The sequence below is a fragment of the Lysobacter sp. A421 genome, from assembly GCF_054052145.1.
Genome location: NZ_JBSVRL010000004.1, coordinates 109,720 through 128,406 on the forward strand (window position 1 = coordinate 109,720; position 18,687 = coordinate 128,406).

16 protein-coding genes and 1 riboswitch are annotated in these 18,687 nt (G+C 66.6%); of the genes, 4 read left to right on the forward strand and 12 right to left on the reverse strand.

The genetic code is table 11. From position 1 onward, the window contains the following. Positions 1–18 precede the first annotated feature (18 nt). On the forward strand, positions 19–444 hold the full coding sequence (locus ACW7G6_RS11970) for a F0F1 ATP synthase subunit epsilon (protein ID WP_456980030.1): 426 nt from the start codon (positions 19–21) through the stop codon (positions 442–444). 99 nt (positions 445–543) lie between these two features. Here ACW7G6_RS11970 and ACW7G6_RS11975 read toward each other — a convergent pair whose 3' ends face one another. Then, on the reverse strand, positions 544–927 hold the full coding sequence (locus ACW7G6_RS11975) for a GtrA family protein (RefSeq protein ID WP_456980029.1): 384 nt from the start codon (positions 925–927) through the stop codon (positions 544–546). A 182-nt stretch (positions 928–1,109) separates the two neighbouring features. Here ACW7G6_RS11975 and glmU point away from each other — a divergent pair, with 182 nt between their 5' ends. Further along, positions 1,110–2,474, forward strand: coding sequence for a bifunctional UDP-N-acetylglucosamine diphosphorylase/glucosamine-1-phosphate N-acetyltransferase GlmU (glmU, locus tag ACW7G6_RS11980; protein WP_456980028.1), 1,365 nt, complete (start codon positions 1,110–1,112; stop codon positions 2,472–2,474). A gap of 51 nt (positions 2,475–2,525) precedes the next feature. On the opposite strand, the gene ACW7G6_RS11985 is transcribed toward glmU, so the two are convergent. From ACW7G6_RS11985 to ACW7G6_RS12020, 8 genes are all read right to left on the reverse strand, one after another. After that, entirely contained in the window at positions 2,526–3,881 is a 1,356-nt protein-coding gene (locus ACW7G6_RS11985) for a sensor histidine kinase (RefSeq protein ID WP_456980027.1), read from the reverse strand. A 6-nt stretch (positions 3,882–3,887) separates the two neighbouring features. After that, on the reverse strand, positions 3,888–5,243 hold the full coding sequence (locus tag ACW7G6_RS11990; protein WP_456980026.1) for a sigma-54-dependent transcriptional regulator: 1,356 nt from the start codon (positions 5,241–5,243) through the stop codon (positions 3,888–3,890). A gap of 25 nt (positions 5,244–5,268) precedes the next feature. Further along, the gene (locus tag ACW7G6_RS11995) at positions 5,269–6,498 is read right to left on the reverse strand and encodes an ABC transporter permease (protein ID WP_456980025.1); all 1,230 of its coding nucleotides are present in this window, start codon (positions 6,496–6,498) and stop codon (positions 5,269–5,271) included. Positions 6,499–6,506: 8 nt separating this feature from the next. Continuing rightward, entirely contained in the window at positions 6,507–7,823 is a 1,317-nt protein-coding gene (locus ACW7G6_RS12000) for an ABC transporter permease (protein ID WP_456980149.1), read from the reverse strand. 70 nt (positions 7,824–7,893) lie between these two features. Continuing rightward, positions 7,894–9,126 (reverse strand): ABC transporter permease, encoded by a 1,233-nt coding sequence (locus tag ACW7G6_RS12005; RefSeq protein ID WP_456998347.1) that lies wholly within the window; start codon positions 9,124–9,126, stop codon positions 7,894–7,896. An 11-nt stretch (positions 9,127–9,137) separates the two neighbouring features. Then, positions 9,138–10,442, reverse strand: a complete 1,305-nt coding sequence (locus tag ACW7G6_RS12010) for an ABC transporter permease (protein WP_456980023.1) — start codon at positions 10,440–10,442, stop codon at positions 9,138–9,140. Between the two features lie 9 nt (positions 10,443–10,451). Then, positions 10,452–11,174: an ABC transporter ATP-binding protein gene (locus ACW7G6_RS12015; RefSeq protein WP_456980022.1), complete on the reverse strand. Its 723-nt coding sequence runs from the start codon at positions 11,172–11,174 to the stop codon at positions 10,452–10,454. Between the two features lie 28 nt (positions 11,175–11,202). Continuing rightward, complete coding sequence (locus ACW7G6_RS12020; RefSeq protein WP_456980021.1) at positions 11,203–12,477, reverse strand: efflux RND transporter periplasmic adaptor subunit; 1,275 nt, start codon at positions 12,475–12,477, stop codon at positions 11,203–11,205. Between the two features lie 205 nt (positions 12,478–12,682). On the opposite strand from ACW7G6_RS12020, the gene glmS reads away from it, so the two are divergent. Beyond that, a complete protein-coding gene (glmS, locus tag ACW7G6_RS12025) occupies positions 12,683–14,512 on the forward strand; it encodes a glutamine--fructose-6-phosphate transaminase (isomerizing) (protein WP_456980020.1) in 1,830 nt (609 codons plus the stop codon). Between the two features lie 231 nt (positions 14,513–14,743). On the opposite strand, the gene btuB is transcribed toward glmS, so the two are convergent. The 3 genes from btuB to ACW7G6_RS12040 form a co-directional block, all read right to left on the reverse strand. Continuing rightward, a complete protein-coding gene (gene btuB, locus ACW7G6_RS12030) occupies positions 14,744–16,642 on the reverse strand; it encodes a TonB-dependent vitamin B12 receptor (protein ID WP_456980019.1) in 1,899 nt (632 codons plus the stop codon). Between the two features lie 136 nt (positions 16,643–16,778). Beyond that, positions 16,779–17,039, reverse strand: a riboswitch (cobalamin riboswitch). 47 nt (positions 17,040–17,086) lie between these two features. Then, a complete protein-coding gene (locus tag ACW7G6_RS12035; protein ID WP_456980018.1) occupies positions 17,087–17,452 on the reverse strand; it encodes a TfoX/Sxy family protein in 366 nt (121 codons plus the stop codon). Further along, positions 17,449–17,931, reverse strand: coding sequence for a GAF domain-containing protein (locus tag ACW7G6_RS12040; protein ID WP_456980017.1), 483 nt, complete (start codon positions 17,929–17,931; stop codon positions 17,449–17,451). The genes ACW7G6_RS12035 and ACW7G6_RS12040 overlap by 4 nt, the downstream gene beginning before the upstream one ends. Before the next feature lie 51 nt (positions 17,932–17,982). Here ACW7G6_RS12040 and bioD point away from each other — a divergent pair, with 51 nt between their 5' ends. Continuing rightward, positions 17,983–18,672 carry a dethiobiotin synthase gene (gene bioD, locus ACW7G6_RS12045; protein WP_456980016.1) on the forward strand — a complete coding sequence of 230 codons (690 nt, stop codon included), beginning with the start codon at positions 17,983–17,985 and terminating at the stop codon, positions 18,670–18,672. The last annotated feature ends 15 nt before the right edge of the window (positions 18,673–18,687 follow it).

Consider the following 18,687-nt stretch of genomic DNA (forward strand, 5'->3'; position numbering starts at 1 on the left):
TGAACAAAGAGAATGTCCATGAGCAGCACGTTCCGTTGTGACATCGTCAGCGCCGAGGAAGAGATCTTCCGCGGCGAAGCCACCATGCTGGTGGCGACCGGCGAGCTCGGCGAGCTCGGCATCGCGCCCAGGCACGCCCCGCTGATCACCCGGTTGAAGCCGGGCAAGGTGGTGGTGACCCTGCCGAGCGGTGAGCAACTGGACTTCGCCGTCACCGGCGGGATCCTGGAAGTGCAGCCGCAAGTGGTCACCGTGCTGGCCGACACCGCCGTGCGCGCCCAGGACATCGACGAAGCCGCCGTTCGCGCCGCCAAGGAAGAGGCCGAGCGGATTCTTTCCGGCCGTGGCGAACCGATGGAGATTGCCGAGGCGCAGGCGCGACTGGCCGAGGTTACCGTCCAGTTGCAGGCACTGGAGCGGCTGCGCAAGAACATGAAGCACTAGGCAGCGATTCCCGCGACAGCAATGCCCGACGCCGGCCCCGTGCCGGCGTCGTCGTGTCCGGGACGGTAGGGCGCATTAACAATGCGCCAACCAGCCGCGTCAGCGTCGATACACCCAATGCCGGGAAAGCAAAAAGCCGACGCCGCCGAGCACGACTTCCACCCCCGGCTTAGCCAACCACGCCCATTTCAGTCCGGCCATCTGGTTGATCGCGCCAAGCGACCAGGTGCTGATCGCGGTGGTCAACATCCACATCAGCAGGAACCGGAAGAACTGCCGCTTGCCGACGGTGGTGTGGTCGCCGGCAAAGGTGATCCGGCCGTTGAGCCAGAAGCCCAGCAGCGCGCCGCTGATCCGGCCGGCGACGTTCGCCGGCTCCACCGGCATCCCGTAATGGCTCAGCGCCACCATTACCGCCCAATCGAGCAGCCATTGGACGATGCCGATCATCAGGTAGTGCCTGCCTTCGCGCGACAGGCTCATGGAGCAATGACCGCACGGGGCACAGCCACGACCCCGCATTGGCGCGCGGCAGGCGGGGTGCGACGAGCAGGGAGCGATGACAGGTTGGGCACCGCGGCATCCTAGCAGGAGCGTCACTCGCCCTGGATCGCTCCGGCCGGATAGAATTGCGGCTGCAAACCACGTTGCAACCTGGAGTCCGCATGTCCCCCCCATTGCACGTCGTTATCCTCGCTGCCGGCGAAGGCAAACGCATGAAGTCGGCACGGCCCAAGGTGCTGCAGCAGGTCGCCGGCAAGCCGATGCTGGGTCACGTCATCGATACCGCCCGGGCGTTGAACGCGGAAGGCATCCATGTGGTGTTTGGGCACGGCGGGCAGCAGCTGCGTGATGCTTTCGCCCTGCAGTCGGACCTGACCTGGTCAGAGCAGTCCCTGCGCCTGGGCACCGGGCATGCATTGCAGCAGGCGATGCCGGCGGTGCCGATGGATGCGCGGGTGCTGGTCCTGTACGGCGACGTGCCGCTGATCACGCTGACGACCCTGCGTCGTTTGCTTGCGGTGTCCGGTAGGCTCGCGGTCCTGGTGGCCGAGCTCGAGGAGCCGAACGGATATGGGCGGGTCATCCGCGATGCCGAGGGCAACGTGGCCCGGGTCGTGGAGCAGAAAGATGCGGACCAGGAGCAGCGCGAGATCCGCACCGTGAACAGCGGCATCCTTGTGGCCGATGGCGAGCCGCTGCGTCGCTGGCTGGAGCACCTGGACAACGACAATGCACAGGGCGAGTACTACCTGACCGACGTGTTTGCCGCGGCGGCCGAGGAGTTCAGCGCCGCCGAGATGGTCCACGTCCACGATCCTATCGAGGTCGAGGGTGCCAACGATCCGTGGCAGCTGGCGCAACTTGAACGCGCCTACCAACTGCGTGCCGCCCGCTCGCTGTGCGTGGCCGGTGCGCGACTGGCCGACCCGGCGCGGGTCGACGTGCGCGGGGAGGTCAGCGTGGGTCGTGACGTCGAGATCGACGTCGACGTGGTGTTCGAGGGGACGGTCGAGCTGGCCGATGACGTGCGCATCGGGCCGTTCTGTCGCCTGCGCAACGTCAAGCTCGGCCCGGGTACCGAGGTGCGTGCGCATTGCGACCTTGACGGCGTGGTGGTCGAAGGGGCGGCGACGATTGGACCGTTCGCCCGGCTGCGCCCCGGCACGGTACTGGCTGACGGCGCCCACGTCGGCAATTTCGTGGAGATCAAGAACACCTCCATGGGCGTGTCCAGCAAGGCCAACCACCTGAGTTACCTCGGTGATGCGGTGATCGGCAGCGGCGTCAATGTTGGCGCGGGTACCATCACCTGCAACTACGATGGGGTGAACAAATCGCGCACGGTGATCGAGGACGGCGCCTTCATCGGCTCCAACACCTCGCTGGTCGCGCCGGTGACGGTCGGCAAGCAGGCGACGATTGCCGCCGGTTCGGTGATCACGCGCACGGCACCCGCGGGCAAGCTCAGCGTCGCGCGTTCGCGGCAGTCGGTGGTCGAGGGCTGGCAGCGGCCGAAGAAAAAGTAGAGTTGCCCCTCGCGGGTTGACCGCTCCCTGTGGCCATACGCAGATGGGCAGCTACGGACTCCTTGCGTCCGGGATCAGCAACGTCACGCACAGCCCGCCACCTTCTCGGTTCAGCAGCGCGACGCGGCCACCATGGGCTTCGGCGATTTCGCGTGCCAGGGCCAATCCCAGACCGGTGCCATGGCGTTTGGTCGAATAGAACGGCAACAGCGCGTTGGCCAGCACCGCCTCGTTCATGCCACTGCCGCGGTCAAGCACGTCGATGCGCCACGCCTGGGGCATGCGGCGTAGCGACAGGCGGACATCTTCGGGTGCCGAGCCGGACTCGTGGGCGTTCTTCAGCAAGTTCAGCAGGCACTGTTCCAGCTGCGCCGCGTCCAGGCGGGCGATGCCGTCGATGCCGCCTTCGTCGGTGGCGAAATCCACCTGGCTGCGCAATTGCTCGATGAAGCGCGACCACGCCACCGGCTCGCGTCGGGGCGCGGGCAGCTTGGCGAAGTGGGCGTAATCGCGGATGAAGCCTTCCAGGTGCCGGGCCCGCTCCTCGATCGTGGCGAAGGCGGTCGGCAGCCGTTCGTACTGGCCACGTCGCAGCAGCTCGGCGCCCGAGTGGGCGAGCGAAGCGATGGGTGCCAACGAGTTGTTGAGCTCGTGGCTGATGACCCGGATCACCTTCTTCCAGGTCTGCACTTCCTGACGGCGCAGCTCGGCGGTCAGCGCACGCAACAGCACCAGCTCGTGGCGGCGGCCGTTGAGGCGGAACTCACGCCGGCTCAGGTGATAGATCTCCTCGTTGCCGTTGTCGCTGCCCTGGTTGATGTCGCCCGGGTCATCGCTGACGGTGAATATCCCGTCGCCGCCGCGTTCCAGGGCGTCGCGCAGTGCGTCGGGCATTCGCGATACCAACGCGTCGAACGACTGCCCTTCCAGCTTGTGACCTTCGCCGAGCAGCGTGCGGGCGGCGAGATTGGCGTGGACGATCCGGCGCGACGGGTCGACCAGCAGCATCGCCACCGGCGTGTTCTGCACCATCGTGTCCAGCAACAGCTCGCGCTCCACCAGCGCCAGCCGCTGGTCACGCAGGGTGTCGCCGAGGTGGTTGTGGGCCTGCACCAGTTCGCCCAGTTCGCCATGCACGTTCGATACCAGGCTGAAGTTGTAGTCGCCGTCGCGGTAGCTGGCGACGGTCCCGGCCAGGGCCCGGAACAGCGACTTCATCGGCGCGAAGACACGCCGCACGTGGTACGCCAGCAACGGCAGATCAATGGCGAGCGACAGCGCCCAGGCCATCCACGGCTGCGGCAGCCAGTGCGTGAACCACAGCGCAAGCGCGGTGACGCCGGCGGCATGCAATAGCGCCAACAAGGTGAAGACAAGGCTGATCGGTAGTCGCCGTAGCCAGCTCATGGCGGTTCAGTCGCGCTTGATGCCGAGCCGGTCGAGGCGGCGATACAGCGCCTGCCTCGACAGTCCCAGCTCGCTCGCCGCCTGCGCCAGTACACCGCCATTGCGCTCCAGCGCGGCTTCGATCTGGCTGCGGTCGGGTTCATCGTTCACGATGGCTGCAGCGCCGCGCGTGGGGCTGCCGGCCGCAGGTGGGGGCAGGCCGAGGTCGTTGGCGACAATGCGCTGGCCGCGACCCAGCAGCGCGGCACGTTGCAGGGTGTTGCGCAGTTCGCGCACGTTGCCCGGCCAGGCGTGGGCCAGCAGGGCATGCTCGGCGCCGGTATCGAGTTGCTTGCCTGGCGGCAGGAAATGGCGCGCCAGCGGCAGGATGTCGTCAGGCCGGTCCGCCAGCGCCGGCAGTTTCAGCTCGATCGCGTTGAGCCGGTAGTACAGGTCCTCGCGGAAGCGGCCGTCGGTGATCAGTGCCGGCAGGTCGGCGTTGGTCGCACTGATGATGCGCACCTTGACGCTGCGCTCGCGGTTGCCGCCCAAGCGCTCGAAGCGGCCGGTTTCCAGCACCCGCAGCAACTTGACCTGGCCAGCCGGGGACAGCGTGCCGATCTCGTCGAGAAACAGCGTGCCGCGGTCGGCGGCCTCGAACTTGCCCTCGCGGGCACGGTTCGCGCCGGTGTAGGCGCCCGCTTCGGCGCCGAACAACTCCGCCTCGATCAACTCGCCCGGTAGCGCACCGCAATTAAGCGCGACGAATGGGCCGTCGCGCACCGCTGAATTGGCGTGCACGATCTCGGCAAACTTCTCCTTGCCGGTGCCGTTGGGGCCGGTGATCAGCACCGGCAGGTCGGAGCGTGCGACCTGGCAGGCCAGCGACAGCACGTTCTCGCTGGCGGGATCGGCGTAGACCAGCCCACACAGATCATAGTCGCGTGCCAGTGCATCGCGGCGACGGCGCTCACCCTGGCGGTGGTGCCGCAGCTCACGCCGCGCCTCCGACAACTCCAGCAGGTTGTTTACCGTGGCCAGCAGCTTGCGGTCGTCCCACGGCTTGGCGAGGTAGTCGGCGGCGCCGGCCTTGACCAGGTCGACGGCCGATTCCAGGTGCGTCCACGCGGTCAGCAGGATCACCGGCAAGTCCGGGTGACGCTCGCGGATCTGGCCGAACAGCGCCATGCCTTCTTCGCCAGAGGTGGTGTCGGCGCGGAAGTTCATGTCCTGCACGACCAGGTCGACCGGGGACCGGTCGAGCAAGGCGAGCCCGTCTTCGGGGCTGGTTGCCGCGCAGGTGTCGATCTCGTGCAGCGAAAACAGCACCTCCAGCGCGGTGGCGACGGCGGGGTTGTCATCGATGACGAGGATGGTGGGCATCGGGCAAGCGTACTGGAGGCCGCAGTCAAACGCTGCGCGTGGCCACCGCCGGCGGCACCGCGGCCGCGCGCCGGGCCGGCCCGAACACCGCGATCTGCCCCAGCAGCCATAGCGCGATCGCGCCGACCGGCAGGTAGATCGCCGGTAGCCGCGCCAGCTCGTAACGCTCCATCAGCATCAGGTTGATGCCGTAGGCCAGCGCCATTCCGATCACGATGCCGACCGTGGCAAGGATGAAGTTCTCGGTCTGGAAGTAGCGCAGGATCTGGCCGCGGGTTGCGCCCAGTGCACGGCGCACGCCGATCTGCTTGGTGCGCTGCTGCACCCAGAAACTGGCCAGCCCGACGATGCCCAGTGCGGTCACCACCAGCAGGCCGATGATGACGGCGGCCAGTAACCAGGCCATGGCACGGTCGGCCGCGTAATAGTCGGCGCGGCTCTTTTCCATGGTCTCGTGGTCCATCAGGATCCGGTTCGGATTGGCCTGTTCGAGCGTCGCCACCGCGGCCTTGAGCACTTCTTCGCGTCGATCCGGATCGGTGCGCAGCACGTAGTTGCTGCCCAGCGTGAACGGCACACGGATCGGCAGGATCAGCGACAGCTGGACCTCCGATGAGCCGCCCTGTTCATTGGGCCTGATCAGATAATCGACCACGCCGACTACCCGGATCGGATCCTTGCCCCAGGTATAGAGCCGCTTGCCGATGGCGTTCTCCCCCGGGTACAGCCGCTCGGCGACCGCGCGGGAGAGGATTACCGAGTGCGCCTGGATGCCCGAGTTCGGCGTGTTGAACGCCTCCCAGTCGATGTACTCGTCGGGGTTGAAGTCGCGGCCGGCCACCAGGCGCAGGCCGAGCGTTTCCAGCAATTGCTCGTCACCCAGGTAGGTTGCGGCATTGAGGGTTGGGACCTGCTGGTCCGCCATCAGGTTGACCGAGCTGTTCCACGAGGAGTTGCCGAATGGCAGCTGGTTGGTCAGCGCGGCGGACTTGACCCCGGGAATGGCGCTCAATGCGGTGACGTCCGCGCGGCTGAGTGCCTCGGCGTTGTCGTCGCGGCCGATACCGGCCAGCTGCAGCCGGACGATCTCGGACTCGACCAGTCCGCTCGGCTGGTCCATGCGCTGCAGCCGGTCGTTGATCAGGAATACCGCGTTGCAGATGATCGCGCAGCTGAGCGCGACCTCGAGCACGATCAGCGCGGCGGCGGTCTTGTGCCGACGCAGGGTCGACAGGATGGGGCGGATATCGGCCATGGTGTGCCTCACTGACTCTTGAGCTGGATGGCGGGGGCGATCTGGCAGGCGCGCCAGGCCGGCAACATGCCGGCCAGCAGGCTCGCGACGACCGCGATGACGAACGTGAGCAGCAGCATGGCCGGGTCCAATTGGGCGAGCTCGGCGTAACCGGTCGGTTGCTGGCGAACCGCCCACAACCCCAGCAGCGCGAGCCCCAGACCGAGCACGCCGCCGGCCAGGCCAATCGTCCCGGCCTCGACCAGACACTGGGCGAAGATCGCGCGACGCGAGGCCCCCAGCGCCCGGCGCACGCCGATCTCGGTGGAGCGGCGCAGGAACTTGGCCAGCAGCAGGCCGACGGTATTGACCAGGCACACCAGCAGGAAGCCCATCGCCAGCCACACCTGCAGGCGCACGTCGCCGGGCACGACGCCGTTGTAGTCCAGCCAGCCCATCACGTCGCGCAGGCGCACGTTGGTCGGGCGCTCGAAGCGGCCCGCGGCGCGCTGCTGATCGGAATAATTCGTCAAGTAGCGCTGGTACGCTTCGACCTTCTCCGGGGTCTCCAGTTCGACCCAGTACTGGATCCAGGCGCACGGGGCGTTGATCGAGTAATTGTCGCCATCCTGGGCGGCACCGCCGGCGGGGTCCCAACAGTTCATATTGCCGCGGGTGATCAATTCCAGCGCGCGCGAGGTGGAGAAGGGGAGGAACACCTGCTCGGCCTCGCCATAGCGGGCATTGGTCAGGTCGTAGTAGCGCGGCGTCGGTCGCCATTCGTCGAGGACGCCGATCACCTGGAACGTCAGCTGGTCCAACTGGATGGTCTTGCCGACGCTGTTGCCGCCGCCGAACAACTTCTCGTTGAGAGGCCCGGAGATCACCACGACCCGCGCATCGGCGGCATCCTCGGCGGCGCCCCAGCCCTTGCCCTGGGCGAACGGCAACTCGAACATGGAGAAGAAGTCAGCCGAGGTGTAGCGCGCGTTGGCGTAGAACGGCGCCAGCCCCTCGACTTGCGGCTCGACGGCCACCGCGCCGCCGGACATCATCGCCTGGCGATCACCCTTGGCGTCACGCAGCAACGCCTCCGCGTCGAAACGGGTCCATTGATCCGACGGCTCCTCGCCCGCGACGTAGCCGCCCATCGAGCGCGGTTCGATCTGCGGATAGAACACCGTATGGCTCTTGCCCGGCAGCGGATCGCCCGACAACACATGGAACACCGTCAGCGTGGTCATGCTGGCACCGATGCCGAGCGCGATGGCCAGCACCATCAGCGCGGTGAGGACCTTGTTGCGGCGGAAGCTGCGCAAGGCGAGGTCGAAGTAGTAGCCGAACATGCTGTTGCGGAACATCGTGGTGGCCTCGGGCAGTGCGTGAAAGGAAGGTTGTGGGTGAAGGGGTAGCGCCTTACAACACCGAGCGTGTCGCTATCGCCGGCGGCACCGACGCCGCGCGCCGGGCCGGGGACAGCACCGCCAGCTGGCCGAGCGCCCACAACATCGCTGCGCTGATTGGCAGGTAGTACAGCGGTAGCCGTGACAGTTCGTAGTAGCGCATCAAGGTCAGGTTCAACAGCACGGCCAAGGCCAGTCCGACCAAAACACCACCACCGACGATCAGGAAGTTCTCGATCTGGAAATAGCGCCGGATATCCCCGCGCGTGGCACCGACGGCGCGACGTATGCCAATGTTGCGAGTGCGTTGCTGCACCCAGAAGCTGGCGAGGCCGGTGATCCCCAGCGCAGTAACGAACAACAAGCCGAGCGCCGCGGCGAGCAGCAGGCCGATCATGGCGGTGTCGCGGCGGAAGTAGTCGGCCCGTATCTGCGTGAACGTGCGCACGGAGTCGTCGTCGATCAGGCGTTGCGGGTTGACTCGGGTCAGGGTCTTCACCGCTTCGTCCAGCACGCGTTCGCGGTCTTCCGGCGCACTGCGCAATACGTAGGTTACGCGGCTGCGATTGGGCAGTTTCGGCCACAGCATGGTGTGCTGATCCGTCGCCGGCTTACCCAACCGCGGTGCCAGCAACGTGTCGACCACACCAACGATACGCACGCTGCGGTTCGGGCCTGTGTACATCGTCTGGCCGACGGCTTGCGCGTCCGGATACATGGCATCGGCGAGACTGCGGCTGACGACGGCGCTTGGCACCTCGTCGCCGATGACGTATTCATCGGGTAGGAAGTCGCGCCCGGCCACCAGTTGCAGACCAAGCGCGTCAATTTCGCCGGGGCTGCCATTGTATTCGCTGACCTGGAAGCAGCCGGCGACTATCCCACGCGTCGCCATCGCGCGCTTCATCGCGTCCGTGTCGGCGCAGACACCGTAACTGTCGATGCTGCCGCTCAATGGCAACGAGTTGACCGCGACCACGTTGTGCACGCCGGCAATGGTGCGCAACGCGGCCAGATCGGCGCTGTGCGCAGCTTGCAGATTGGCATTGGGGTCGATGTTGGTGCTGCCGAGCATCGACAGCTCACTCTCGGCGACACCGGACGGCAGCAGCATTTGGCCGGCGCGGTCGGCGATCATGAACGCCACGTTGCAGACGATGGCGCAGGTCAACGCCACCTGCAGCACCAACAGGCTCGCGGTGAGTTTGTGGTGTCGCAGACTGGAAACGAGGGGGCGAAGTTGCATCGTGGCGTGCCTCACAGGGTTTTCAGTTGCAGCGCCGGCGCAATGCGGCACGCGCGCCAGGCGGGCAGCAAGCCAGCCAGAACACTGGCGGTGACGGCCAGTCCGACGGTGCCCAGTAACAGGGCCGGATCCATTTGTGCAAGCTGGGCGTAGTCGTCCGGACGCTGGCGCACGCTCCACAGCCCGAGTTGTGCGATCCCCAGACCGAGCACGCCGCCGGCCACACCGATCACTGCGGACTCCATTCCGAATTGCATAAAAATGTCGCGCCGCCTCGCGCCCAGCGCGCGGCGCACGCTGATCTCACCGCTGCGCCGCAGGAACTTGGCCAGCAACAGGGCGACGATGTTGATCAGGCACACCAACAGGAATCCCAGCGCCAGCCACATCTGCAAGCGCACGTCGCTGGGCACCAGGTTCTGGTGATCCAGCCATTGCACCAGGCTGTACAGCTTGGCGTTGCTTGCCGGGCGCTCGAAACGGCCCAGCTCTTTCTGTTGCGCAGAATAATCCACCAGGAAGCGCCCGTAGGCCGCGACCTGCGCCGGCGTATCAAGTTGCACCCACACCTGCAGCCACGAAGTCGCCGGGCCGCTGCGGTCGGCATCGCCTTCGACCCAGGTGGAGATGTTTCCGTTCACGTCTAGATCCATATCGAGTGCGGTCGATAGCGGCAGGAAAAACTGGTCGGCCTGGCCGAACGCGCTGGCGCTGGCGTCGGCATAGAATTTTGGCTGCGGCTGCCAGTCGGTGGTCACGCCGATCACTCGAAAGTCGTTTTCGCCAAGGCGCACCAGTCGGCCGACACCGTCGGTCTCGCCGAACAGGGTGTGGGCCAGCGATTGCGTCAGCACCACGACGCGCGCGCGGTCATCGTCTCCGCTCTGTGACCAGCCGCGTCCGTGGAGGAACGGCACGCCGAACATGGCGAAGAAATCTGTAGTGGCGTATCGACCCGCGGCGAAGAACGGCCGTGCATCGGCCTGTGCAGGATGTACCAGCACCCGGCCGCCGGACATCGCCGCCTGATGCTGCGCGCGATCCGCCTTGAGCAGGGCCATCGCGTCGGGCCAGGTGAAGTTGTCCGCCGGATTCCAACCACCGTTGGGAGGAAAAACCAGAGGCAGCGGATCGATGTGCGGGTAATACAGCTGCGCGCTTCGTTGCGGTAACGGATCACCGGACATCACGTGCAACACGGTCAGCATGGTCATGCTGGCGCCAATGCCCAAACCGATTGCCAGCACCATCAGTGCGGTCATCATTTTGTTGCGGCGGAAGCTGCGCAGGGCCAGATTCAGGTAGTAGCCGAACATTGGCTTGCCTCAGTCGCCCGCAGTGGCAGGAGCTGTCTCGACCGGCCGTGCCAGGCCGTGGTTGGTCGAGATATCGGTCGCCATGCCATCGACGATATGCACGTTGCGTTGTGCGCGTGCCGCCAGCTCCGGGTCGTGGGTCACCATCACGATGGTGGTGCCTTCGGCGTTGATTTCCTCGAGCATCTCGAGCACGCCGCGGGCCATCTGCGAGTCCAGGTTGCCGGTGGGCTCATCGGCCAGCAGCAGGCGCGGGCTGCCGGCCAGGGCGCGTGCGATCGCGGCGCGTTGCTGTTGGCCGCCGGACAACTCAGCCGGGTAGTGCTTCATCCGCGAGCCCAGGCCGACCCGCGCCAGCGCCGCCTCGATGCGCTGCTTGCGCTCGGCCGCCGGCATGCCGCGGTAGCGCAATGGCACGTCGGCGTTGTCGAACAGGTTGAGGTCCGGGATCAGGTTGAAGCTCTGGAAGATGAAGCCGATTTTCTGGTTGCGCAGTTTGCTGCGGGCATCATCGGACAGGGTGCTTACGTCCTCGCCATCGAGCTTGTAGACGCCGGCACTGAAGGTTTCCAGCAACCCGGCGATGTTGAGGAACGTGGTCTTGCCCGAGCCCGACGGACCGGTGACGGCGACGAACTCGCCTTCGCGTACGTGCAGGTCGAGCGATCGCAGCGCGTGGGTTTCGACGAGTTCGGTGCGGTAGACCTTGGTGACCTGGCGCATGTCGAGCATGGGATTGTTCCTTGCAGGTGATAATTGGTTAGTTGATGACGACGCGCTCGGCGTCGCCGAACTGGTCGGCGCCGGAGACCACGATGCGGTCGCCAGGCTGTACGCCTTCGAGTATCTCGACCGCACCGAGGCTGCTGACGCCGGTGCGGATCTGGGTCAGCACCGCGATGTCGCCGTCCATCACGTAGGCGCGGGTGCCGCCGCCCTGCTCAAGGAACGGTCCGCGTTCGACCTGCAGCACGTTGTCGCGGGTGTCGAGCAGGATCCGTGCGCGCATGCGCTGGTTCTGGCGCAGGCCCGGTGGCTGCTCGTCGGTGAAGCGCAGGCGGCCGGTGACCTCGCCATTGACCACTTCAGGCGACACCGATGACACCTTGGCCGGGTACTCGCCGCGACCGCCGGACAGTTGTGCCGGCATGCCGATGGCCAGATCGCGGGCGAAGCTTTCCGGCACCTTGATCTCCACTTCGAACCGGGTCAGGTCGACCACACCCAGCACCGGAGCATTTGCGGCGACGTTGGCACGCTGGTCCACCAGCACCTGCCCGACCTGGCCATCGAACGGCGCCCGCAAGGTCAGCAGATCCACCTGGCGTTGCAACTCGGACACGACCGCGCGCTGGCGGTCGGCAAGCAGTTGCTTGTTGCGGCTGTCCAGCCCGGCGCCCTTGCCTTGCAGGGTGAACTCGCGGCGCGCATGGTCCAGGCCAATCTCGGCCTTCTTGAGGTCGTCCTGCGCCCGGGCGACATCGATCTGCGCGACCGCACCGCCGTCGTAGCCGTGCTGGTTGCGCTGCAGGTCACGCTCGGCGGCCTGGCGATCAATGCCGGCCTGATCAAGGTTCTGGCGTGCGGCGGAGCGTGCGATCTGCGCATCCAGCGTGGCGCGGCTGGCCTCGGCCTCCAGACTGGCCAGTGTCGCCTCCTCCTGGGCCAACTCGCTGAGCAGCTCGGGGCTGTCGATCACCGCCAGCACGGCGCCCTTCTTCACCACATCGCCGGCAACCACGTCCAGGGTGACGGTGCCGCCGGCGATCGCGTACAGGGTCGGGCTGTTGGCGGCGATCACCCGGCCGTCGGCGGAGATGTCACGCACCAGGTCGCCGCGGGTGACCTCGGCAATACGCACGCGGCCAGCGTCGTACGACCGGCTGCCCGCGCTCCAGCTCGATACCAGCCAGACAACCAGCAACACGACGGCAATTGCGGCGACGACGGCCAGCAACCGGTTGCGACGCTTGCGCGCCTGTCCGGAAGCACTGGAAACGGGTTGGTCCTGCGCGGAGGTGTCGCGGATGCTCATGGATTCGCCTTGGGTGATTACCAACACTCACGCAGGTTCCATGCCAACGCGTAACCAATTGATATCAAAACGAAATGCATCGTCGCTTGGCGTCCGGCGGACGGTCTTCCGCGTCCGGCCGGACGACCGTGGGGTGATAAAGCCCCGGCCAATATTCCGGCCCGGTCCCGGCTAAACTGTGCCGCTACCTGCAGGAGTTCTAGCCATGTGTGGAATTGTCGGTGCGATCGCGGATCGTGATGTGGTTCCGGTCCTGATCGAAGGCCTGAAGCGGTTGGAGTACCGCGGCTACGACTCGGCCGGCATTGCCGTGATCGACGGTCAGGATGTGCGCCGGGTGCGCCGTACCGGCCGGGTCGCACAGATGGAAGGTGCCGCCCTGGCCGAGGGCTTCCACGCCCAGCTCGGCATCGGCCACACCCGATGGGCGACCCATGGCGGAGTGACCGAAGCCAACGCGCATCCGCATGTCAGCCACGGCGTCGCGCTGGTGCACAACGGCATCATCGAGAACCACGACCAGCAGCGCGAAAAACTCATCGCGATGGGCTACGAGTTCGAGTCCCAGACCGACACCGAGGTCATCGCCCATTTGATCCATTCCTTCCTCACCCAAGGCAAGGATCTGCTGCACGCGGTGCAGGCCGCGGTGCAGGAGTTGCACGGTGCTTACGCGTTGGCCGTGGTCAGCCGCAAGGAACCGCACCGCCTGATCGCCGCACGCATGGGTTGCCCGCTGCTGATCGGGGTGGGCGAGGGCGAGAACTTCATCGCCAGCGACGTCTCCGCGATCCTGCAGGCGACCCGCAAGGTCATCTTCCTGGAAGAAGGCGACACCGCCGAGATCACCCGCGATGCGGTGCAGGTATTTGGCCCCGACCACGCACCGGTCGAGCGTGAGGTGCACTTGTCGGACGTGTCGCTGGCGTCGCTGGAGCTCGGCCCCTACAGCCACTTCATGCAGAAGGAGATCCACGAACAGCCGCGCGCGATCGCCGACACCATCGAAGGGGTAATCGACGCCGACGGCTTCTCGCCGGAGTTGTTCGGTGCGGACGCGGCGGAAGTGCTGGCCGGCGTCGAAGGCGTGCAGATCCTCGCCTGCGGCACCAGCTACTACGCCGGCCTGACCGCGCGTTACTGGATCGAGGCGATCGCCGGGCTGCCGTGCTCGGTGGAGATTGCCAGCGAGTACCGCTACCGCGACGCGGTAGCCAACCCGAAGCACCTGATCATCACCCTGTCGCAGTCGGGCGAGACGCTGGACACGATGGAGGCGCTGAAATACGCCAAGTCGCTCGGCCACGATAAGACCCTGTCGATCTGCAACGTGCCTGAGAGCGCCATTCCGCGCGCCAGCCGGCTGGTCTACTACACCCGCGCCGGCGCCGAGATCGGCGTCGCCTCGACCAAGGCCTTCACCACCCAGCTGGTCGCGCTGTTCACCTTGACCGCGACCCTGGCCAAGCTGCAGGGGCGCCTCGACGAGGCCCGCGAGGCCGGGTACCTCGACGCCTTGCGCCACCTGCCCGGCAGTGTCCAGCACGCGCTCAACCTGGAGCCGCAGATCATCGCCTGGTCCGAGCGGTTTGCCCCCAAGGAACATGCACTGTTCCTCGGCCGCGGCGTGCACTACCCGATCGCCCTGGAAGGCGCGCTCAAGCTCAAGGAAATCTCCTACATCCACGCCGAGGCCTACCCCGCCGGCGAGCTCAAGCACGGCCCGCTGGCACTGGTGACCGCGGACATGCCGGTGGTGGTGATCGCCCCCAACGACAGCCTGCTGGAGAAGGTGAAGTCCAACATGCAGGAAGTCCGCGCCCGCGGCGGCGAGCTGTTCGTGTTCACCGACGAGGAAAGCCAGTTCGGCCCCTCCGAGGGTGTCCACGTCATCCGCGCCCCCCGCCACGTCGGCGTGCTCTCGCCGGTGATCCACACCATCCCTGTGCAACTGCTCGCTTACCACGTGGCATTGGCACGCGGTACCGACGTGGACAAGCCGAGAAACCTGGCCAAGTCGGTGACGGTGGAGTAACAACCGCCGTCATTCCCGCGAAGGCGGGAAGCGCTCCACAACAGCCCAAAGGGCTGGTCATTCATGGACGTTAAGTGCTTGAGAATCCAGGTCCATGGATCCCCGCCTTCGCGGGGATGACGGGCGATAGCGGGAATGACCGGCGAAAGCGGGGACGACCGGCGAAAGCGGGGACGACCGCCTTCGCGGGGATGACCGGCGACAGCGGGGGTGTTCAGGCTTTCCCTGGACCTACTGCGCGGGCGCGTAACGCAAGGTCACGAACCACTCGCGCCCCGGCTGGTTGTAGAACGAGGTGGTCTCGTAGTCGCGGTCGAACACGTTGGCCAGCCGGCCCTGCAGGGTCAGCACATTGGTCAACGCGTATTCGGCGCGCAGGTCGAGAGTCGCGTAGCCGGGCAGGCGGCGGGTGTTGGCGACGTCGTCGAAACGCGCGCCTTCGGCGATGCCGGTCAGGCCGATGCGGAAGTCGCCGAACGCGCGGTCGAGGTCGAGACGGGCACTCTCGCGGGCGCGGCGTGGCAGGTCGTTGCCGGCCTGGAAGCCGGTCAGGCTCTCGGTGTCCAGGAAGCTGACGCTGGCGGCCACCTGCCACTGTGCGAGCTCGGTGTCGATGCCGAGTTCGGCGCCGCGCATGCGTGCGCGATCAATGTTGTTGGGCAAGCCGATAGCGGCATCGAACGCGATCAGGTCGTCGACGGTGGTCTGGAACGCGTCGAGGCGGACATCGAAGCGGTCGCCACTCCAGCCCAGGCCGAGTTCGGCGCTCTTCGATTCTTCTGGACGCAGCTCGGCATTGCCGAAAAACGGGTAGTACAACTCGTTGAAGGTAGGCGCCTTGAACGCGGTGCCGTAGCCGGCACTGAGCCGCCAGTTATCGGAGAAATCGATGCCCCAGGCCGCGCTGCCGGTGGTGTGGCCGCCGAACTGGTCGTTGTCGTCGCGGCGCACGCTGGCCTGCAGCGACTGCGCGCCGAAGCGTCCCTGGTACTGCGCGAACGCGGCACGGTTGCCGCGCTCGCTCTCGTCATAGGTGGTGCTGCCGGCGACCCGGTCGCGCAGCCAGTCGACGCCGGCGGTGATGGCCTGCTGCTCGCCGATGCCAAAGTCGCCCTGCAGGCTGGCACTGTCGCGGTCGGTGTCGAAATTGCCGAGGTTGACGCTGTCCTTGAACTGCTCGGAGGCATCGACGTTGCGGCCGGCAGTCAGCTTCAACTGCAGGGTGTCGGACGGTCGCCAGCGCACGCTGCCCCCGACCACCTGCTGCACGGTCTCGGAGCGGTTGGTGAAGTCGCCATCGAAGTCGTTCTCCCCCTCGCTGCGCAAGGCCACCGCGCTGAGTTGCCAGGCGTCGTTGAGGTCGATGCCGCCGCGCAATGCCAGTGCGTTCTGGATGTAGCCGTCCAGGTCGGGTTCCGGCGCGGCGATGAAGCATCCAGCAGCGAACGGGTCCGGGGCGGCGACGCTGCACGCGTTGAAGCCCTCGGTACGCTGGAACTGGTAATCGACACCGAACCAGGTGCGCTCGTTGCGTCCGCCGAAACCGACGCCGTACTCATGCGCGCCGTGGCTGCCGCCGCCGACGTGCAGGCGCGGCGCGTAGCCCGGGGCATCGCCAACGCGACGGGTAAAGATCTGGATCACTCCGCCGATCGCCTCGCTGCCGTACAGGCTGGAGCGCGGCCCGCGGACGATCTCGACCCGTTCGACCAGCGCCAGCGGCAGGTTCTGCAGCGACACCAGGCCGGAGGTGGCAGACCCGATCCGGATGCCGTCGACCAGCACCACGACGTGGTCGGACTCGCTGCCGCGCAGGAACAGCGTCGTCAGCTTGCCGGCGCCACCCTGGTTGGACATCGACACGCCGGCGCGGCCGCGCAGCAGGTCCGGCAGCGAACGGGCCTGGCTGCGCTCGATCTCGGCGCGGTCGATCACCTCGACCGGAGCAAGTGCGGTGTCGACGTCGATCGCGGTACGGGTGGCGGTGACCACCACGCCATCGAGATCGGTGGCCGATTGCGGAGCGGCTTCGAGCAGGGGCGCGCCGGCGGCGTGGGCCGGCCCCGTCAAGGCGGCAACAGGCAGGACAAGAACGGCCGCAACGGCCAGGGACAGCGAACGGGACTGCATCGATGGTTCTCCAACGCGCACGGAAATCGCCGTGCCGGGCTTGGGGAAGCTGCTTGGAGGGGAGTTGTTGCGAAAACGGTCGGACGGGCACCGGCGTTGTCGCCGCAATGCCCGCCGCATCGCAACCAATAGTGGGTCGAAACCCTGCATCCAGGCCGGTCTCCGGACTCGCGAGTGGTGTCGTTGTCGACACCGGCCGTGGCGCCTTCCCATGCAGCATTCTTGATGAATGCCTGCAAGTCCCAGGAGACTTGCCACACAGTGGCGGTGAGCCGCGGCTGGGCTCGCTTACCGTTGCGGGGGCAGTGCCGGGGTGACCGCGTTGGCGGTGTCACCGGCTTCCCGTTTCAACCCCTTGGCAGGACGCCGCCGGGTCACCTCGAAGCGTGCGCAGTCTAAGCGATCGGCGGTGGCCAGCGCAAAGGGTGGCGGCAACGCGGCGGCTCAGTAGTTGCGCCGATAGGGCGCGTCCGGGTCGGGCCTGGCGGGCACAGTGTCGGCGGTCAACACGGTCGTGGTGACCGGGCCGGCCGGTGGACTGTGCCGGGGCGGCGGCAACTGGCCGGTGGCCGCTTCGGCGGCGGCGACCAACTGGTCGCGGCGTTGTTCGGGAATATCCTGCCAATGGCAATCCAGCAGCGCGCCCTCGAGGGAATAGAGCAGGTTGAGGGTCGGTTTGAAACCCGCGCGCTTGACCCGCATGAATGCCTCGACCGGACCGAGTTCGACCAGCTCGTCGCGGCTGTGCAGGCCGACCTGCCGCAACCAGGCACTGGATTTGGGCCCGATATTGCGCAGCTTCTCCTTCATTCCAGCGACTCCAGGAATATCCGTGCAATGGCTTCCATCCCGACTTGGTCGTCCGCGTCGAAGCGGTTCGTCTGCGGGCTGTCGATATCGAACACGCCGATCAGCTCATCGCCGCGAAACAGCGGGACCACCAGTTCCGATCGCGAGGCCGAGTCGCAGGCCACATGGCCTTCGAATTCATTGACGTCGGCAACGCGTTGGGTCTTGCGAGTGGATGCCGCCGCGCCACACACGCCCCTGTCGAGCGCGATGCGCACGCAGGCCGGCTGGCCCTGGAATGGCCCGACCACCAGTTCGCGACCATCGAAAAAATAAAATCCGACCCAGTTCAGCGCCGGCAGTGCGTGATACACCAGCGCCGACAAATTGGCCGCATTGGCGATCCGGTCGCGCTCGCCAGCGAGCAGGGCGCGGACCTGGGCCGCAAGGTCGGCATATTGTTCCGGCTTGCTGCCGGACAGAGAGGTGGGATTGAACATGGTTCCAGTCTAGCAGCGGTGATGTCGGTGGGCCGGGACTACCATGTGGCCATGGATATCCGTAGTTTCTATGTCACCGGTACCGACACCGGGGTGGGAAAATCCGTCGCCAGCGCGAGTTTGCTGCACGCCTTGCGCGCACGCGGCCGGCGCGCGGTCGGGATGAAACCGGTGGCCAGCGGTTGTGGGTTCATTGACGGTGCCTGGCGCAACGAGGACGCCTTGTTGTTACAGGCCGCCAGTGACCCGCGACCGGCGTATGCCGACATCAATCCGTTTGCACTGCAATCGCCGATTGCGCCCGAACTGGCGTTGCGCGATGAGGGCGTCGAGTTGCAACTGGCACCGTTGCTGGACGCCCATGCGCGGCTGGCGGCGCAGGCCGACACGGTGGTGGTCGAAGGCGTCGGCGGCTGGGCCGCGCCGTTGTCGGCACGGCTGGATCAGCTCGACCTGGTCCGCGCGCTGGACCTGCCGGTCGTGCTGGTCGTGGGTCTGCGGCTGGGTTGCATCAACCATGCGCGGCTGAGCGTGCGGGCGATCCAGGCCGATGGCGTGCCATTGCTGGGCTGGATCGCCAATGAAGTGGATCCGGCGATGGCGCGCATCGACGACAACTTCCAGACGCTGTGCGATCGCCTGCCAATGCCGTGCTGGGGACGATTGCCCCATCGACCCCAGCCTGATCCCGCTGCCCTGGCCGGGCACCTGCAACTGCCCGATACCGTGCTCCCGGCCTGATCGGCGGGCAACAAA

What these genes read in the sequence shown, in the direction of transcription:
- ACW7G6_RS12035 (WP_456980018.1), bottom strand. Translation starts at nt 17,452, where the DNA reads ATGAAGGAGAAGCTGCGCAATATCGGGCCCAAATCCAGTGCCTGGTTG.
- ACW7G6_RS12015 (WP_456980022.1), bottom strand. Translation starts at nt 11,174, where the DNA reads ATGCTCGACATGCGCCAGGTCACCAAGGTCTACCGCACCGAACTCGTC.
- glmU (WP_456980028.1), top strand. Translation starts at nt 1,110, where the DNA reads ATGTCCCCCCCATTGCACGTCGTTATCCTCGCTGCCGGCGAAGGCAAA.
- ACW7G6_RS12010 (WP_456980023.1), bottom strand. Translation starts at nt 10,442, where the DNA reads ATGTTCGGCTACTACCTGAATCTGGCCCTGCGCAGCTTCCGCCGCAAC.
- ACW7G6_RS12020 (WP_456980021.1), bottom strand. Translation starts at nt 12,477, where the DNA reads ATGAGCATCCGCGACACCTCCGCGCAGGACCAACCCGTTTCCAGTGCT.
- ACW7G6_RS11970 (WP_456980030.1), top strand. Translation starts at nt 19, where the DNA reads ATGAGCAGCACGTTCCGTTGTGACATCGTCAGCGCCGAGGAAGAGATC.
- btuB (WP_456980019.1), bottom strand. Translation starts at nt 16,642, where the DNA reads ATGCAGTCCCGTTCGCTGTCCCTGGCCGTTGCGGCCGTTCTTGTCCTG.
- ACW7G6_RS11975 (WP_456980029.1), bottom strand. Translation starts at nt 927, where the DNA reads ATGAGCCTGTCGCGCGAAGGCAGGCACTACCTGATGATCGGCATCGTC.
- ACW7G6_RS11985 (WP_456980027.1), bottom strand. Translation starts at nt 3,881, where the DNA reads ATGAGCTGGCTACGGCGACTACCGATCAGCCTTGTCTTCACCTTGTTG.
- bioD (WP_456980016.1), top strand. Translation starts at nt 17,983, where the DNA reads ATGGATATCCGTAGTTTCTATGTCACCGGTACCGACACCGGGGTGGGA.
- ACW7G6_RS11990 (WP_456980026.1), bottom strand. Translation starts at nt 5,243, where the DNA reads ATGCCCACCATCCTCGTCATCGATGACAACCCCGCCGTCGCCACCGCG.
- ACW7G6_RS11995 (WP_456980025.1), bottom strand. Translation starts at nt 6,498, where the DNA reads ATGGCCGATATCCGCCCCATCCTGTCGACCCTGCGTCGGCACAAGACC.
- ACW7G6_RS12000 (WP_456980149.1), bottom strand. Translation starts at nt 7,823, where the DNA reads ATGTTCGGCTACTACTTCGACCTCGCCTTGCGCAGCTTCCGCCGCAAC.
- ACW7G6_RS12040 (WP_456980017.1), bottom strand. Translation starts at nt 17,931, where the DNA reads ATGTTCAATCCCACCTCTCTGTCCGGCAGCAAGCCGGAACAATATGCC.
- glmS (WP_456980020.1), top strand. Translation starts at nt 12,683, where the DNA reads ATGTGTGGAATTGTCGGTGCGATCGCGGATCGTGATGTGGTTCCGGTC.
- ACW7G6_RS12005 (WP_456998347.1), bottom strand. Translation starts at nt 9,126, where the DNA reads ATGCAACTTCGCCCCCTCGTTTCCAGTCTGCGACACCACAAACTCACC.